This is a genomic window from Microbacterium sp. 2RAF4, from assembly GCF_052115285.1.
Classification (GTDB): domain Bacteria; phylum Actinomycetota; class Actinomycetes; order Actinomycetales; family Microbacteriaceae; genus Microbacterium; species Microbacterium oxydans.
The window spans coordinates 40317-55094 of sequence record NZ_JBFRGI010000003.1; the positions used below are offsets into that span (position 1 = coordinate 40317).

Sequence of the window (14778 nt, forward strand, 5' to 3'; positions counted from 1 at the left end):
CGATGCTCAGAGCACCACGTGCGCGTCGATGAGAACGGGGCCCTCCGCGCCGAGCGCCGCGCGGTAGGCCGATCGGAAGTCCTCCGGCGTCGACACCGACGACGCGGGCACGCCGTAGCCGGTGGCGAGGGCGACGAAGTCGATGCCCGGTACGTCCAGCCCCGGTGCGTCGAGGGCATCCAGGACGGTGGCGAAGCCGCGCAGCGCTCCGTACGTGCCGTTGTTGACGATCACGAACACCGTCCGCGTCTGCTGCTGTGCTGCCGTCCAGAGCGCGGACAAACCGTAATTGGCGCTGCCGTCCCCGACGGTCGCGACCACGACGTCATCGGGGCGCGCCAGCGCGACCCCGACGGCGGCTGGCAGGCCGAATCCCAGTCCGCCTGACGCGGGAAAGTGGTACATGTCGGGACGATCCATGTGGACGCGCTCGAGGAAGATGCCGTCGAGGGTCGTGGTCTCGTTCACGTAGGTCGTGCGATCGGTGACGTTCTCGTTGAGCACCTCGAGGATCTCCTCCCCCGTCAGAGCGCCGGGGACGCGCCGGACTGCCGGCGTCGGCATCGCGTCCAGGCGCCTGCCCCGATCCGTGACGGCCTGCGCCAGCGCAGCGAGAACAGGTCCCACCGGAGCGACGAGGCTGTCTCCGACCGGTGCGCGGCTGGCTTCGTGCGGATCCTGGGTCACGTGCAGCACCTGGGCGTCGTCCGGAAGATAGCGCCCCTCCTCGTACCGGTGGTAGCGGAACACGGGCGCACCGATCACGATGATGAGGTCGTGCCCCTCCAGCCTGCGGCGGAGCGCCTCCTTGCCCGTCGGCAGAAGCCCCCGGTAATGGGCATGCGTGGTCGGGAACGGGCATCGCGGAGCGGACGGCGCGACCCATACGGGTGCACCGAGCCGCTCGGCGAGCGCGACCGCATCCGTTTGCGCCCTCGCGATGTCCACATCCTGCCCAAGAACCAGCACAGGATCGGCAGCGGCGTCGAGCCGAGCAGCGAGCTCCTCGATGTCGCCCGCCGTCGGGCCGCCTCCGACGCGGATTCTTCGCGACGGCAGCGAGGCATCGTCTTCGCTGGCGGGGTGCGCCCAGTCATCGTAGGGAACGGAGAGGTACACCGGGCCCTGCGGGTGCGTCGTGGCCTCGAGGATGGCCTGGGTCACCGCGCGCGGAACATCCCTGGCGGACAACGGCTCATGGGAATGCTTGACGAGCGGCCGCGGAAGCGCTGCGGCGTCCACGTTGGAGAGCATGACCTCCTGGCCCACCGTGTCGCGGACCTGCTGGCCCGCGAGGACGACCAACGGCGAATGACCGTAGTGCGCATTGGTGAGGGCTCCCATCGCGTTCCCCGTCCCCGACGCCGCGTGCAGGTTGACGAAGGCGGGACCCCCGACGGCCTGCGCGTAGCCGTCGGCCATCCCCACCACCGCCCCCTCGTGCAGGCCCAGAATGTAGCGGAAGTCCTTCGGCATCCCCGCCAGGAACGGCAGTTCGTTCGAGCCGGGATTGCCGAACATCACCGTCATGCCGTGCGATCGCAGGATCTCGTAGGTGGTCGTCAAGACGGTCGGTGCACTCATGCAGTCATCATCGCTCGGGCTCTGAGACGTAAGCCAATACATTCCGTCTCTCATCTCTATAGACGCTGTCGATGGAGCTCGCCCCGGCACCGGTCATTCCACGGGGGCAGGGGCGGTTTCGCTCTCGCGTTCCCGCTCGGCCAAGGCGGCAGCAGTCGTCGCCTTCGGCTTGGGGATCGAGGCGACGGCGAGGAAGCCGATCACCGCGACGAGGGCGAACATGTAGAAGCCGAAGGGATAGGCCAGACCAGCCGCGACCAGTGATCCCGTCACCCACGGCCCGACGATGGCACCGAGTCGCCCCACACCCGACGTGAAACCCATCCCCGTCGCGACCATCGCCTTCGGGTACAGATACCCGACGAAGCCGTACACCAGCACCTGAGCACAGAAGACGAAGGCGCCCGTGACCAGGATCACCGTGTTCAGCACGAACACATCGGTCATCCTGATGCTCAGCAGCGCGAGCAGCACCGCCGCCGCTCCGAACCACACGAGCGTCGTGCCTTTGATCCCCCGGGCGTCGCCGAGGCGTCCACCGATCAGCAGACCGGCGATCGCGCCGACGTTCAGGACCAGGAGCATCACGAGCGAACTCGAGACGCTGTATCCGGCGCCCGCCATGATCTTCGGCATCCAGGTGTTCAGCCCGTAGACCAGCAGCAGCCCCATGAAAGCGGCGATCCACAGGCCGACGGTGATGCGGGCGCGTCCGTCGGTGAAGATGTCGCGGATGCCGTACCGCGGGCCCGAGACGATATGCCGTGGGAGGGCCGTGTGGGTCTCGGGGAGCTTGGCGATCACGAACGGAAGAGCGAGAAGCCCCAGCGCACCTCCGAGGTAGAAAAGCCAGGCCCAGTGCTCCTGAGCCCAGAGGGCCGCCAGAGACGCCAGCACCGCCCCGGCGTGATAGCCGGTCATCGTGATCGTCGAGGCGTGGGCCCGTCGGCCGCCGGGTGCCGATTCCTGCATGATCGTGACGACCACCGGCATGCACCCGCCCAGTCCCAGGCCTGCCAGGAATCGGACCAGACCCATCGTGGCGACGTCCGGCATGAGAGGGAACAGGATCGTGAAGATCGAGAAGCCCGCGATGCAGACGATCAGCGGGATCCTCCGGCCGAAGCGGTCTGCGAGCGGTCCGATCACCGAGGCCCCGACGCCGATGCCGACGAGAGAGATGGTGGAGACGAAGGTGAGGTCGGCGACCGTGACCCCGAGATGACCGTTCTCCGGGTCGGTGAGTATGGGGATCGTCGCGCCGAGGGCGACGATGTCGAAGCCCTCGAACATGACGGTCAACCAGCAGAGGGCGACGATCCAGGCACGGGATGCGGTCTTCATTTTCAGGGTCTCCAAAGGGGTCGGGCGCGCGACGGCGCGAGCCGCAGGCCAGCGGAGATCGCACGGCTTCGTGTGTTCTCCGACGTCGGAATCCCGATAGCTTTCGCGCTACCGGGTCATCGAGGAGGGCGTACCTCCTTGCCGTCCTGTGACGGCGCTCCGAACATAAGTCGCCGCGCGACACCCCGTCCAATAGAAGCACTCACTGCCGGGCATAGAGCCCTTCGATGTCGACCGATCGCGCCTCGTCGCCAGACACCGGGTTCAACGCCGCATAGGCTCGAGACATGTCGTCGTCCCCCTACGGTTCCTGGTCATCTCCCTTCTCCGCCGCCTCGGTCGCCGCGTCCTCACCGCGCATCGACGGTGCCCGTTTCGTCGGCTCGGAGATCTGGTGGGGCGAGTCGGTTCCGGCCGAGAAGGGCCGTGTGACGGTGCGGAGCTCCTCCGGAGCCGAGATCCTCCCCTCGCCCTGGAGCGCACGCTCACGTGTGCACGAGTACGGCGGGGGTGCGTGGACGGCGGACGAGCACGGCACGCTCTATTTCGTCGACGCGAAGGACCAGCGGGTTCATCGGCTGAGCGCGGGAGGCGAGCCCGTCGCTCTCACCCCTCCCGGTCCCTCCCACGGCGGCCTGCGCGTGCAGTCCGGTCGGCTGCTGGCCGTGCGCGAAGACCTCTCCCGCACGCCGCATCTCCGCGCGATCGTCGAGATCCCGCTCGACGGCTCCGCAGCCGAGGATGCGTCCGCGATCACGGTGATCGTGCAGGGCGATGGCTTCTTCGCCCACCCCGCGCTCTCCCCCGACGGCACCCGCGCCGCGTGGGTCGCCTGGGACAGCGGCCGCATGCCGTGGGAGGACGCGCACGTGCAGATCGCCGAGGTCGGTGAGGGCACTCCGCGCACGATCCCCTCGCGGGCGGCGCTGCAGCCTGAGTGGCTGAGCGACTCCGAGTTGCTCTTCGCCGATGATCCCGATGGGCGCTGGGGGCTGCAGCGCATCTCCCTGGACGGTGTGGTGCCGGTCGGCACCGCGCGGCAGCTCTCATCCTCGGACGCCGACACGGGCTATGGACTCTGGGTTCTCGGCAACCGCTGGTACCAGCTGCTCGACGACGGCCGCGTCGTCGCCGTCCGGACGAACGGGCGCGACGAGGTCGTGGTGTTCGGTACCGATGATGCTGCCGACGAACGCGTCGACGTGATCTCGTTCCCCGGAGACGGCCATGTGAGCGTCGACGATGTCGACGGCACCCGTGTGCTCCTCTCCGGCAACGGGTCACGGGCGAACGCCGGGCTGTGGTGCGTCGACGTCGAATCGGGTGACACCGTGGCAGTGCGCGGCGGCGACCCGGTCGATCCGCAGTGGATGCCCGCCGCGATGCCGATCGAGATCCAGGGTCCGCACGGAGAGGTGCACGCGTTCGCGTACCCGCCGGCGAATCCGCACACGACGGCTCCCGAGCACGACCTCCCGCCCTATGTCGTCCTCGTGCACGGGGGGCCGACGGCGCACGTCACCGGGGCGGCGTCCGAGGCGATCGCGTTCTACACGAGCCGCGGCATCGGCGTGCTCGACGTGAACTACGGAGGTTCCACCGGATACGGCCGCTCGTACCGTGAACGTCTCGACGGCCAGTGGGGCATCGTCGATGTCGACGACGTGATCGCTGCGGCCCGCGGTCTGGCGCACGCAGGCCTGGCCGACCCCGACCGGATCGCGATCCGCGGCGGATCGGCCGGCGGCTGGACCGTGCTGTCGGCGCTGGTGCGGGGCGGAGCCTTCGCTGCCGGGATCAGCCGCTACGGAGTCGCCGATCTGCGCATGCTCGTCGCGGAGACCCACGATTTCGAGGCGTCGTACATCGACGGTCTGGTCGGTCCCCTCCCCGAGCACGAGCACCTGTACGTGGAGCGTTCGCCGCTCACGCACGCCGACCGGATCGACGCGCCGGTGCTGCTGCTCCAGGGGGGCGAGGATCGCGTGGTCCCGCCCTCGCAGTCCGAGGCGATCCGAGACGCGCTCGCGGCACGCGGAGTCGACCACGAGTATGTGCTGTACCCCACCGAGGGGCACGGCTTCCGCAGCGCGGATACGATCGTCGACGCCCTCGAGCGCGAGCTGACGTTCCTCGGTCGCGTGTTCGGCTTCGAGCCGCGTCTGTAAGGGCGGCTTCCCCCGGGAGGGTTACTCCCCCACGCGGTTGCGTAGACGCATGGCACGGTCGGCTTCGCGGGTGTCCTGCCGCTCGCGCAGGGTCTGTCGCTTGTCGTACTCGCGCTTACCTTTGGCGAGGGCGATCTCGATCTTGGCGCGACCGTCGGAGAAGTAGAGCTTCAGCGGGATCAGGGTGTATCCCCCTGCCGAGACGGCGTGAGCGATCTTTGCGATCTCCTCACGGTGCAGCAGCAGCTTGCGGATGCGCTTGGCCGAATGGTTCGTCCAATGCCCCTGCGAGTACTCCGGGATGTGCACCGAGTCGAGGAAGACCTCGTTCCCCTTGACGAACGCGTAGCCGTCGCTGAGGTTGGCTCGTCCCTGACGCAGCGACTTGACCTCGGTGCCGGTGAGCACCATCCCCGCCTCGTACGACTTCTCGATGGTGTAGTCGTGACGTGCGCGACGATTGGTCGCGACGACCTTCTCTCCGCGTTCCCTGGGCATGATGCTCTCCTGTTGCCGTGATGAGCCCGATCGATCGATCCGACCGAGCAGCCTTTCAGGCTATCAGGTGCGCAGCCAGCGTCGGATCGCGAAGCCCGCGGACAGGGCGGCGAGGATCACTCCGATGCCGATCAGCACGGGGACCACCAGTGCCGCGTCCTGCATCGTGACCCACGTCGTGATGAACGGCACCCTTCCTCGCAGATAGCCGTTGACGCCGAAGTGCACACCGGCGACGACCGCGGCGCTGGCCAGTGCCGACCCCAGGAAGGCCGCGAACACGCCCTCCAGCACGAACGGGGTCTGGATGAAGCGGTTGGACGCTCCGACGAGGCGCATGATGCCGATCTCCTTGCGCCTCGCATACGCGGACAGGCGGATCGTCGTGCCGATCAGCAGAGTCGCGGCGATGAGCATGAGCACGGCGATCCCGACCGCGATGTAGGTCGCGACGGTCAACGCGGAGAACAGCGGCTCCAGATACTGCAGCTGGTCCTTCACCTGCTCGACCCCTGCCTGTCCGCTGAAGGCTTCGGCGAGCACCTGGGACTGGCCGGGATCCTTCATGGTCACGAAGAACACTTCGAAGGCCTGGTCGGGAGTGAGCACGCTCGCCTGGTCCGCGCCGAGCTGGTCGACGAGTTTGGCGTAGGTCTCTTCCTTGGTGTCGAAAGTCATCGAGCTGATGAGCGGTTTGAGCGCGTCACCCTCGAGCTGCGCACGCACGGCTGCGACCTGCTCCTCGCTCGCCGCACCGTCGAGACACGTCTCGGACTCCGACACGGCCGAGCACATGTACACAGCCACCTGAGCGCGCTCGGCCCAGTAGCCGCGCATGACGCCGATCTGCCCCTGCATGAGGATCGCCGCGCCCACGAAGGTCAGGGACACGAAGGTGACGAGCACGACGGAGATCACCATCGAGATGTTCCGCCGGAGTCCGACGAGGGCTTCGGTCAGGATGAGTCCGATTCTCATGAGGTCGGGCCCACTTCCTCGTCGTCTTCGTCGGAGAGACCGAGGCGATCCGCGACACCGAGCTCGGCGACGTCGACCGTCGGCAGGACGATCGGATGGGTTCGCGGGCGTGCGGCCGGAGCGGGTTCGACGGCCGAAGGCGGCTCGACCACCGCGGGAGGTTCGACGGCAGCGGGCGGCTCGACCACGGCGGGGGGCTCGACGACGTTCGCGGCCGCGCCCTCCTGTACCGCGCGCTGCGGCTCCGGCGCTTCGACCGTGCGCGGGGCGGGGGGAACCACCGTCTCGCCGTCGCGATCGACTGCTGCCGCAGCCTGACGCTGACTGGCGAGCTCCTCCGCGAGCGCGGCACGCACCACCGAGAGATCGGCGGTCTGCCGCTGCACCTCTTGGACGGCTGTCAGCGCGGCAGCGGCTGCCGCACCACGAACTTCCTCTGGCACGAGGCGCGGGATGTTGGACGTGTCGCCGTATCCGCCGTGCACCTCATCGCGGACCATCTCGCCGTCGCGCAGCTCGATCACGCGGCGCTGCATCTGATCGACGAAGCCGGCCTCGTGGGTGGCCATCAGCACCGTGGTGCCACCCGCGTTGATGCGGGCGAGCAGCTGCATGATGTCGACCGAGGTGGCGGGGTCGAGGTTTCCGGTCGGCTCATCGGCGAGCAGCACCTGGGGCCGATTGACGAGGGCGCGCGCGATGGCGACGCGCTGCTGCTCACCGCCCGACAGCTCGTGGGGCATGCGCTTCTGCTTGCCGTCGAGACCCACCAGAGCGAGAGCCTCAGGAACCGCCTGCTGGATGAAGCCGCGGGAGGCACCGGTCACCTGGAGCGTGAACGCGACGTTCTGATGGACGGTCTTCGATGGGAGCAGCCGGAAGTCCTGGAACACCGACCCGATATGGCGGCGGAAGTACGGCACCTTGCGGTTCGCGAGAGCGCGCAGGTCCCTCCCGAGCACCGCGACCCGTCCCGACGTGGGGACGTCCTCGCGCAGGATGAGGCGCAGGCAGGACGACTTGCCGGAACCCGAGGCCCCGACGAGGAAGACGAACTCCCCGCGTTGCACTTCGAAGTCGACACCGGAGAGGGCGGGCTTCGACGTCCCGCGGTAGCGTTTCGTGACGTTCTCGAACCGAATCATGGCGCTACGAGCCTAAGCGCGGGCTCTTCCCTGACGGCGAGCGACACCCCGCACTGGCACGTCCGTCCTCCGCCTGGATGGGGATTGCTCCCCATGCATACTCCCCTGCCGCGTCACCTGCCACTGCTATACATGAAGATGCCGACCGCACGCAGCGGTCGCCGAATTCTTTCGAGGGGGAGCCATGACAACACCTGCAGGTTGGTACGACGACGGATCCGGACGGCAGCGCTGGTGGGACGGCCAGCAGTGGACGGAGCACTTCGCCCCTGAGGCGACGGATGCCGGGTCGGCCTCTGAGGAGCAGATCGCCTCCGACACCACACCGATCGACGACACGCCGATCGACGACACGGTGATCCGTCCGTCCGAAGAGACGGTGATCATTCCCGAGGAGCACGACTCGTCTGCCCCCGCGGATCAGAGCGCTGTCGATGCGGCAGGCGCGACCGCCGCGACGACCCCGCTCGGCGACGACCTCGGCGCCTACTCCGCGCCGGCGGCCCCTCCCGCATACCCGGCAGCCGCCCCCGGACAGTCCACGGACGCCTACCCCGGCGTCGCACCCGCGTACCCCGGCACCACGACGGGCTATCCCGCCGCCGCCCCCTACGGGCAGCCAGTCTCCGAGGAGCCGAAGAAGCTCTCGGTCCTGGGGCTCGTGGGTCTCGGTGTCGCCGCGCTCGGCACGATCCTGGTCTTCATCCCGGTCGTCGGGTTCATCGGCTTCGTGCTGCTCGCGGCCGCCTTCGTCGTCTCGCTGATCTCGCTCTTCCTGAAGGGAAAGAAGTGGCCGGGCATCGCGGGCCTCGTTCTCGCGGTCGTCGGCACGATCATCGGCATCATCATGTCGTTCGTCTACCTCTTCGCCTTCGCGCAGGGCGTGAGCGAGGAGATCGACAAGCTGCCCACCTCCTCCCCCTCGATCGAGGCGACGGCACCGACCGAGACCGAAGTGCCCGATGCCGGCGTGCGTCCGACCTCCCCGGAAGTGGCACAGGGGCTGACAGCCATCCTCGCCTCGTCGGGCGCCGAGGGGTACACGGAGCCCCAGGTGACCTGCCTCGCCGATCTGCTCGTGGCCTCGGATCTCGACAACGCGACGTTGCGCACGATCGCGGACAGCGACGGCAATCTCACCGACACGGACGCTCTGCTCGGTGTCGCCGAGGTGCTCAGCGACACCGAGGCGATCACGCCCTGCCTCGTTCCCTGAGCGACGTCAGCTCGATTCAAGAAGGCCTCGAGGGCGGTGCTCTCGAGGCCTTCTTCGTGTGATCGAACCGGTATTCGACACAGGGGCGTTCCCGACGCTACCGTCATGTTTGACGGCCGCCCCTCACAGAACGGCCGGCGTCGCGAGGATGACCTCACCACGCAATCGCCGACCGAGAAAGACGCACGGGAACGCCTGATGACAACACCTGCCGGCTGGTACGACGACGGCTCCGGGAACCGACGGTGGTGGGATGGGCTGCGCTGGACGGAGCATGTCGTCACGGGCCACCCCGCTGCCGTCACGGAACCGGAGGTCACGACATCGACCGCCGAGGAGGCGCAGGTCGCTACCGACTCACCGGCGCCCGCGGCGGCGACGGACCTCGAACCGGCCCCCTTCGCCCCGCCGTACACGCTCGCGCACCAGATGCCTGCCACCCCTGCCTACCCCGCCGCCACTGCGGGGACGGCGTCCTCGAACGGTGCGATCTCCGCTCCATACGGCGGATATCCGGCAGCCTCGTGGCCGACGACTCCCACCCCGCAAGCCCGCCCCGGCGTCCCTGTCGTGGGCATCATCGGCCTCGCAGCCGCGGTCATCGGCGTCGTCTGCGCGTGCATCCCCGTGATCGCGATCGTCGGGTGGGCGCTCCTCGCCGTCGGGTTCGTGATGTCGCTCGTCTCCCTGTTCCTGCGCGGCCGCAAGTGGCCGGGCATCACCGGTCTCGCCGTCGCCGTGATCGGTGCCGTGCTCGCAGCCGCCGTGTCATTGCTGCTGCTCGCCGCGACATCGTCGGACGGCGCTCCGTCCGCGATCCCGAGCGAACGGCCGACGGATGGAGGCACGTCCACGGAGCATCCGGACCCGTCCTCGATCGAGGGCGCCGAGATGACGACCTTCGCCGATCTCGAAATCGGTGACTGTCTGCCCCTGGTCGTCTACGACGAAGACGAGCTCGTCTTCGAGCTGCCCGTCGTGCCCTGCGAGCAGCCGCACACCGACGAGGTCTTCTTCATCTACGACGTCGAAGACGGTGAGTTCCCGGGCGACGATGCCCTCACGGAGAGCTCGTGGAACGGCTGCTACGAGGCTTTCCAGGCGTACGTCGGCACCTCGTACGAGGCTTCCGAGCTCGACTTCTACAACTACCAGCCGACGAAGGGCACGTGGATCCGGGAGGGGGACCGCACCGTGCAGTGCATCCTCTTCAGCTATGAGGATGTGACCGGCACCCTGCGGGGTTCCGGCCGCTGACCACACCGACACGAAGAAGGCCCCAGATCGCTCCGGGGCCTTCTTCGTCGACTCAGTCCTCGGTCTTGCGCTTGCGCCAGCGGATACCCGCCGAGATGAAATCGTCGAGGTCGCCGTCGAAGACCGCAGCCGGGTTGCCGGATTCCTGGCCGGTGCGGAGGTCCTTGACCAGCTGCTGGCCGTAGAGGAAGTACGAGCGCATCTGATCGCCCCAGCTCGCGGTGATGTTGCCCGCGAGTTCCTTCTTCTTCGCAGCCTCCTGCTCCTTCTGCAGCAGCAGGAGTCGCGTCTGCAGCACGCGCATGGCGGCGGCGCGGTTCTGGATCTGCGACTTCTCGTTCTGCATCGACACGACGATGCCGGTCGGGAGGTGCGTGAGGCGCACGGCTGAGTCGGTCGTGTTGACCGACTGCCCTCCGGGGCCGGAGGAGCGGAACACGTCGACGCGGATGTCGCTCTCCGGGATGTCGACCTCCGTCGCCTCTTCCATCAGCGGGATGACCTCGACGGCGGCGAACGACGTCTGCCGCTTGTCGGCGGAGCCGAACGGACTGATCCGGGCGAGACGATGCGTTCCGGCCTCGACCGAGATGGTGCCGAAGGCGTAGGGGGCATCGATCTCGAAGGTCGCCGACTTGATGCCGGCGCCTTCCGCATAAGACGTGTCCATGACCTTGACGGGGTACTTGTGCCGCTCGGCCCAGCGCAGGTACATGCGCATCAGCATCTCGGCGAAGTCCGTGGCGTCGTCGCCGCCGGCCCCGGAGCGGATCGTGATGATCGCGGAGCGCTCGTCGTACTCGCCGTCGAGGAGCGTCTGCACCTCGAGCTGGTTGATCAGATCGGTGAGCGCGGCGAGCTCCGTGCGGGCCTCCTGCGCGGAGTCCTCGTCGCCCATCTCGTTCGCGAGACCGACCAACACTTCCAAGTCGTCGAGACGCTGGGCGATGCCGGTGATGCGGGCGAGCTCCGACTGGCGGTGGCTGAGGGCGCTGGTCACCTTCTGCGCGTTCTCGGTGTCGTCCCAGAGGTCGGGAGCGCCGGCCTCCTCGCTGAGACGCGCGATGTCGTCGCGGAGACGGGAGACATCGACGACCTCGCTGATGTCGCCGAAGGTGTGCCTGAGCGCCTGGATTTCGGCGGAGAGATCTAGTTCGAGCATGACACCTCAGCCTAACGTGCCGCCTGCCCGCGCGGGGACCCCGTCGTCCGGGAGCTCCGGACAACGGGAGTAGCGTGAAGTCGTGAGCAGCGCATCGACGGTCCTTCGACAGTTCGGACCGATGGTGTATCTGCCGACCATCCTCTTCTCGCTCGGCGAGGGTGCGGTGATCCCGCTGATCCCGGTGCTCGCGGCCTCCATGGGAGCGGATGTGGCGTTCGCCGCCCTCGTCGCCTCCTGCCTCGTCATCGGCCAGCTGTGCGGGAATCTCCCCGCCGGATGGGCGGTCGGCAGGATCGGCGAGCGCTACACCATGGTGATCGCCGGGGCGATCTCGATCGTCGCCGGCGTAGGAATGGTGTTCGCGCCGTCGCTCGGTGTGCTGGCGGCTTCGGTGTTCCTGCTCGGCATCTGCGCGGCGGCCTTCGGCCTCGCCCGGCACGCGTTCATGACCACGCGGGTTCCTGTCGCCTTCCGCGCGCGGTCGCTCTCGCTGCTGGGCGGCAGCTTCCGCCTCGGCATCTTCGTCGGCCCGTTCATCGCCGCCGGACTGCTGCAGCTCTTCGGCAGCGAGAGCGCAGCGATCTGGTTCTTCCTCGGCTGTCTCGTGGTGATGGTCGCGCTGGTCCTCTTCGGACCCGATCCGGAGAAGATGGTCCCGCCGGTCGCGACGACCACGCGCGAGCGCTATCCGGAGGATTCCGGCGAGGCCGTGAGCGGTTCGATCCCCACGGTCGAGCGCCTCGGCATCTTCCAGACGATGTGGCGCCAGCGTGCGGTGCTCGGACGCCTCGGCCTCGCCGCCGCTTCGCTCTCCGCCGTCCGTTCGGCCCGCCAGGTCGTGCTCCCCCTGTGGGGGCTGTCCCTGGGGTTGGACGCCTCGACCATCTCCCTCGTCGTCGGCGTCTCCGGGGCCATCGACTTCGCGCTCTTCTATGCGAGCGGCCAGGTGATGGACCGCTTCGGCCGGCTGTGGGCGGCGATGCCGGCGATGGTGCTCATGGGAGCGGGTTTCCTGGCGCTGTCGTTCACGCACGACGGGGATGCGGCTGTGCTGTGGTTCGGCATGTTCGCTGCGGTCCTGGGCGTCGGCAACGGACTGTCCAGCGGCATCCTGCTGACTCTGGGTGCGGATGTCGCGCCGAAGCGGGATCCCGCGGCCTTCCTAGGTTCGTGGCGCACGCTCACCGACGCAGGCGGGGCGATCGCCCCGCTGCTCGTCTCGGCGATCACAGCGGCGGCGTCGCTCCCGTTCGCCGCGGCCGCCATGGGCGTCATCGGCCTGGTGGGTGCTCTCGGCTTCCTGCGCTGGATCCCGCAGTTCGTCCCGCGGGCACGACCCGAGTCCCGCGAGGAGTCACCGGAAGGAGACCCGGAATGATCCCGAACCTCGAGATGGATGCTCATCGCCTCGTCTCGGCCTTCGTCCCCCGATCCGCACGAGACCGCGCAGCGCAGGCGGACTTCGCCTCGTTCTTCACCGCCGACGGTGGGCCTGTATACCGCCAGGCGGGCCCTGACCACCTCACGGCATCGTGCGTGGTGTTCGATGCCACGTTCCGGCACACGCTGCTGGTCTTCCACCGCAAGGGGCAGTTCTGGGTGCAGCCGGGAGGCCACGTCGAGGACGGCGACGCGTCGGTCGTGGCCGGCGCCCTGCGGGAGCTGCGTGAGGAGACCGGCATCGTGGTGGCCCCGGCTGACGCACCGCTCGCCTATGACCTCGACCACCACCGCCTGTCGTCGCGCTTCGGCGCGTGCGCCTCGCACCTCGACATCGGGATCGCCGTCGTGGTCGACCGAGAGTCCGCGCTCACCGTGAGTGAGGAGTCGGAGGACGTGCGGTGGTGGCCCGTCGATGCGCTGCCCGCGGAAGTGCCGCCCCAGCTCGTACCCCGTCTCTCCGGACTGCTCGCGCAGCTGCAGAGCCCGCGCTGAGCGGGGCTCTCACCGCAGCGCCGTGCGGCTGCTGGCCGTCGACTCGAGCGGGACTCCGTCCGCCACGAACAGGGATACCAACGGCGGATGCCATTCCGCGGCGACGGTGACGCGCGCCGTGACGCCGTCAGGCGTTCCGGCTGCCGTGAGCGAAGCCTCGCCCGGCAGCGACACCACGAGAGAAGCGGCCTGCTCTTCGACACCGGCGTCGGTCAACTCTGCTCGCGCGCCGCCGTCGCGAACCACCAGCGTGAACCCGTCAGCCCCGGCGAGCGCGGCGGAATCGGCGAGTGCATCCAACCGCTTCTGGGCGATGTAGAGGTCGGTGGCACAGACACACACGAAGATCACGGCCAGTGCGAGCAACACATACCCGAGCGTGAGGAGCAGCACACTCCCCTCGTCGTGCTCGATCCCGGCGCCGAGGGTGCGACGACCCGGAGTCATCCTTCCGTCCCCCACTGCCTGGACATCTTCTGCACGGCCTCGGCCTGAACGGCGACGGCGGTGGACCTGTCGAGACCGATCACCTCCGGCATCAGAGGCAGCCGTACCCGCGTGGAGACGGAGACGACGATCGTCGCGCCAGCCGCCGGGCACTCGAGAGACTGCGGCGTGCATGAGAGCGTCAGATCGAGCGTGTTCTCGTCCAGACCGTACTCCTCGACGATGCCGGCGAGCACAGCGTCGCTCCGTTGCGCGGCCGTCGTCGCGTCCGGAGCACGGGCGATCACACGGGCGATGTGCCGCGCCGCCGCCTCCGCTCCGAAGGTCTGCTCCTGGATGGTGCCGAGCGCGACCACGAGGTAGATGAGCGGGACTAGCAGGATCACCCCGGCTGCGATGAACTCGAGGGCAGCCGATCCCTCGTCATTCCTCCCCGAACGTCTCGGCAGGTGCATGCGCCTCCACCTCCATCGCGAGGGGAATGCCGATCAACCCCAGCAGGGGGAACGTCGTACGGACTCGGACGTCGACCGTCTGGTGCGGGGCGATACCGGAGACTCCGATGCGGACGTCATCGGCGTACTCCGACCCGACCGCACGCGAGATGACGTTCCGGGCGACGTCCATGCCCTCATCCGGGGTCGTGTCGGCGAGAGCAGCGTGATAGGCCCCCTCGACGGCGGCATCGTGGACCACGTTGCGCACGTACACCGCGAATGCGAGCTGCAGCACCGCGAGCGTGAGCGCGGTCAGGAGGGTTCCCACGAGCACGAACTCCACCGGAGCCGATCCGCGATCATCCGCGCACGCACGCCGGTCGTTCATCTCAGAGTCCCGACACTCTCTGGATGGCCTGCTCGAACAGCGACGTGAGCGCGGGGCCCGCGACGGCCCAGATGAGCACCACCAACCCGGCGGTCATCAGCGTGACGAGTACCCAGCCGGGCACGTCTCCGGTCTCATCGGAGAAGAATGCGCGGAGCCGAGCAGCGGTTCCAGTCCACGGGAGTCGCCCGCGGTCACGGGTGGGTGTCGTCATGG

The 14778-nt window shown here is 68.4% G+C and carries 15 protein-coding genes; 5 read left to right on the forward strand and 10 right to left on the reverse strand.

The features are described from left to right. Positions 1-6 precede the first annotated feature (6 nt). Both mdlC and AB4070_RS13720 read right to left on the reverse strand, forming a co-directional pair. Positions 7-1584: a benzoylformate decarboxylase gene (gene mdlC / locus AB4070_RS13715; RefSeq protein WP_441980605.1), complete on the reverse strand. Its 1578-nt coding sequence runs from the start codon at positions 1582-1584 to the stop codon at positions 7-9. A 93-nt stretch (positions 1585-1677) separates the two neighbouring features. Further along, positions 1678-2928 (reverse strand): MFS transporter, encoded by a 1251-nt coding sequence (locus AB4070_RS13720; RefSeq protein ID WP_441980606.1) that lies wholly within the window; start codon positions 2926-2928, stop codon positions 1678-1680. A gap of 287 nt (positions 2929-3215) precedes the next feature. Between AB4070_RS13720 and AB4070_RS13725 the strand changes: the two genes are divergently transcribed. After that, on the forward strand, positions 3216-5096 hold the full coding sequence (locus AB4070_RS13725; protein WP_441980607.1) for a S9 family peptidase: 1881 nt from the start codon (positions 3216-3218) through the stop codon (positions 5094-5096). A 21-nt stretch (positions 5097-5117) separates the two neighbouring features. Here the strand turns inward: AB4070_RS13725 and smpB are convergent, their stop codons facing one another. The 3 genes from smpB to ftsE form a co-directional block, all read right to left on the reverse strand. Continuing rightward, the gene (smpB, locus tag AB4070_RS13730; RefSeq protein ID WP_105726263.1) at positions 5118-5594 is read right to left on the reverse strand and encodes an SsrA-binding protein SmpB; all 477 of its coding nucleotides are present in this window, start codon (positions 5592-5594) and stop codon (positions 5118-5120) included. 63 nt (positions 5595-5657) lie between these two features. After that, complete coding sequence (gene ftsX, locus AB4070_RS13735) at positions 5658-6572, reverse strand: permease-like cell division protein FtsX (protein ID WP_046749007.1); 915 nt, start codon at positions 6570-6572, stop codon at positions 5658-5660. Further along, on the reverse strand, positions 6569-7717 hold the full coding sequence (gene ftsE, locus AB4070_RS13740) for a cell division ATP-binding protein FtsE (RefSeq protein ID WP_441980608.1): 1149 nt from the start codon (positions 7715-7717) through the stop codon (positions 6569-6571). The genes ftsX and ftsE overlap by 4 nt, the downstream gene beginning before the upstream one ends. A gap of 184 nt (positions 7718-7901) precedes the next feature. Between ftsE and AB4070_RS13745 the strand changes: the two genes are divergently transcribed. Both AB4070_RS13745 and AB4070_RS13750 read left to right on the forward strand, forming a co-directional pair. Beyond that, the gene (locus tag AB4070_RS13745; RefSeq protein WP_441980609.1) at positions 7902-8933 is read left to right on the forward strand and encodes a DUF2510 domain-containing protein; all 1032 of its coding nucleotides are present in this window, start codon (positions 7902-7904) and stop codon (positions 8931-8933) included. Positions 8934-9131: 198 nt separating this feature from the next. Further along, positions 9132-10190, forward strand: a complete 1059-nt coding sequence (locus AB4070_RS13750) for a DUF2510 domain-containing protein (protein ID WP_441980610.1) — start codon at positions 9132-9134, stop codon at positions 10188-10190. A gap of 52 nt (positions 10191-10242) precedes the next feature. Here the strand turns inward: AB4070_RS13750 and prfB are convergent, their stop codons facing one another. Continuing rightward, the gene (prfB, locus tag AB4070_RS13755; protein WP_046749003.1) at positions 10243-11352 is read right to left on the reverse strand and encodes a peptide chain release factor 2; all 1110 of its coding nucleotides are present in this window, start codon (positions 11350-11352) and stop codon (positions 10243-10245) included. 121 nt (positions 11353-11473) lie between these two features. Between prfB and AB4070_RS13760 the strand changes: the two genes are divergently transcribed. Together AB4070_RS13760 and AB4070_RS13765 are read left to right on the forward strand one after the other, a co-directional pair. Beyond that, a complete protein-coding gene (locus AB4070_RS13760) occupies positions 11474-12733 on the forward strand; it encodes an MFS transporter (protein WP_441980885.1) in 1260 nt (419 codons plus the stop codon). Further along, positions 12730-13290: an NUDIX hydrolase gene (locus tag AB4070_RS13765; RefSeq protein ID WP_441980611.1), complete on the forward strand. Its 561-nt coding sequence runs from the start codon at positions 12730-12732 to the stop codon at positions 13288-13290. The genes AB4070_RS13760 and AB4070_RS13765 overlap by 4 nt, the downstream gene beginning before the upstream one ends. A 9-nt stretch (positions 13291-13299) precedes the next feature. Here the strand turns inward: AB4070_RS13765 and AB4070_RS13770 are convergent, their stop codons facing one another. Genes AB4070_RS13770 through AB4070_RS13785 form a run of 4 tightly spaced genes read right to left on the reverse strand, consistent with a single transcriptional unit; the run spans position 13300 to position 14776 of the window. Next, the gene (locus tag AB4070_RS13770; protein WP_441980612.1) at positions 13300-13737 is read right to left on the reverse strand and encodes a pilus assembly protein TadG-related protein; all 438 of its coding nucleotides are present in this window, start codon (positions 13735-13737) and stop codon (positions 13300-13302) included. Then, the gene (locus tag AB4070_RS13775; protein WP_441980613.1) at positions 13734-14192 is read right to left on the reverse strand and encodes a TadE family protein; all 459 of its coding nucleotides are present in this window, start codon (positions 14190-14192) and stop codon (positions 13734-13736) included. Before AB4070_RS13775 ends, AB4070_RS13770 begins: the two co-directional genes overlap by 4 nt. Continuing rightward, entirely contained in the window at positions 14161-14562 is a 402-nt protein-coding gene (locus AB4070_RS13780; protein WP_441980614.1) for a TadE/TadG family type IV pilus assembly protein, read from the reverse strand. Before AB4070_RS13780 ends, AB4070_RS13775 begins: the two co-directional genes overlap by 32 nt. Position 14563: 1 nt before the next feature. Then, on the reverse strand, positions 14564-14776 hold the full coding sequence (locus AB4070_RS13785; RefSeq protein WP_441980615.1) for a hypothetical protein: 213 nt from the start codon (positions 14774-14776) through the stop codon (positions 14564-14566). Between the last annotated feature and the right edge of the window lie 2 nt (positions 14777-14778).

What these genes read in the sequence shown, in the direction of transcription:
- AB4070_RS13760 (WP_441980885.1), top strand. Translation starts at nt 11,474, where the DNA reads ATGGTGTATCTGCCGACCATCCTCTTCTCGCTCGGCGAGGGTGCGGTG.
- AB4070_RS13770 (WP_441980612.1), bottom strand. Translation starts at nt 13,737, where the DNA reads ATGACTCCGGGTCGTCGCACCCTCGGCGCCGGGATCGAGCACGACGAG.
- prfB (WP_046749003.1), bottom strand. Translation starts at nt 11,352, where the DNA reads ATGCTCGAACTAGATCTCTCCGCCGAAATCCAGGCGCTCAGGCACACC.
- mdlC (WP_441980605.1), bottom strand. Translation starts at nt 1,584, where the DNA reads ATGAGTGCACCGACCGTCTTGACGACCACCTACGAGATCCTGCGATCG.
- AB4070_RS13785 (WP_441980615.1), bottom strand. Translation starts at nt 14,776, where the DNA reads ATGACGACACCCACCCGTGACCGCGGGCGACTCCCGTGGACTGGAACC.
- AB4070_RS13720 (WP_441980606.1), bottom strand. Translation starts at nt 2,928, where the DNA reads ATGAAGACCGCATCCCGTGCCTGGATCGTCGCCCTCTGCTGGTTGACC.
- AB4070_RS13780 (WP_441980614.1), bottom strand. Translation starts at nt 14,562, where the DNA reads ATGAACGACCGGCGTGCGTGCGCGGATGATCGCGGATCGGCTCCGGTG.
- AB4070_RS13745 (WP_441980609.1), top strand. Translation starts at nt 7,902, where the DNA reads ATGACAACACCTGCAGGTTGGTACGACGACGGATCCGGACGGCAGCGC.
- AB4070_RS13775 (WP_441980613.1), bottom strand. Translation starts at nt 14,192, where the DNA reads ATGCACCTGCCGAGACGTTCGGGGAGGAATGACGAGGGATCGGCTGCC.
- AB4070_RS13765 (WP_441980611.1), top strand. Translation starts at nt 12,730, where the DNA reads ATGATCCCGAACCTCGAGATGGATGCTCATCGCCTCGTCTCGGCCTTC.
- AB4070_RS13750 (WP_441980610.1), top strand. Translation starts at nt 9,132, where the DNA reads ATGACAACACCTGCCGGCTGGTACGACGACGGCTCCGGGAACCGACGG.
- ftsX (WP_046749007.1), bottom strand. Translation starts at nt 6,572, where the DNA reads ATGAGAATCGGACTCATCCTGACCGAAGCCCTCGTCGGACTCCGGCGG.
- AB4070_RS13725 (WP_441980607.1), top strand. Translation starts at nt 3,216, where the DNA reads ATGTCGTCGTCCCCCTACGGTTCCTGGTCATCTCCCTTCTCCGCCGCC.
- ftsE (WP_441980608.1), bottom strand. Translation starts at nt 7,717, where the DNA reads ATGATTCGGTTCGAGAACGTCACGAAACGCTACCGCGGGACGTCGAAG.
- smpB (WP_105726263.1), bottom strand. Translation starts at nt 5,594, where the DNA reads ATGCCCAGGGAACGCGGAGAGAAGGTCGTCGCGACCAATCGTCGCGCA.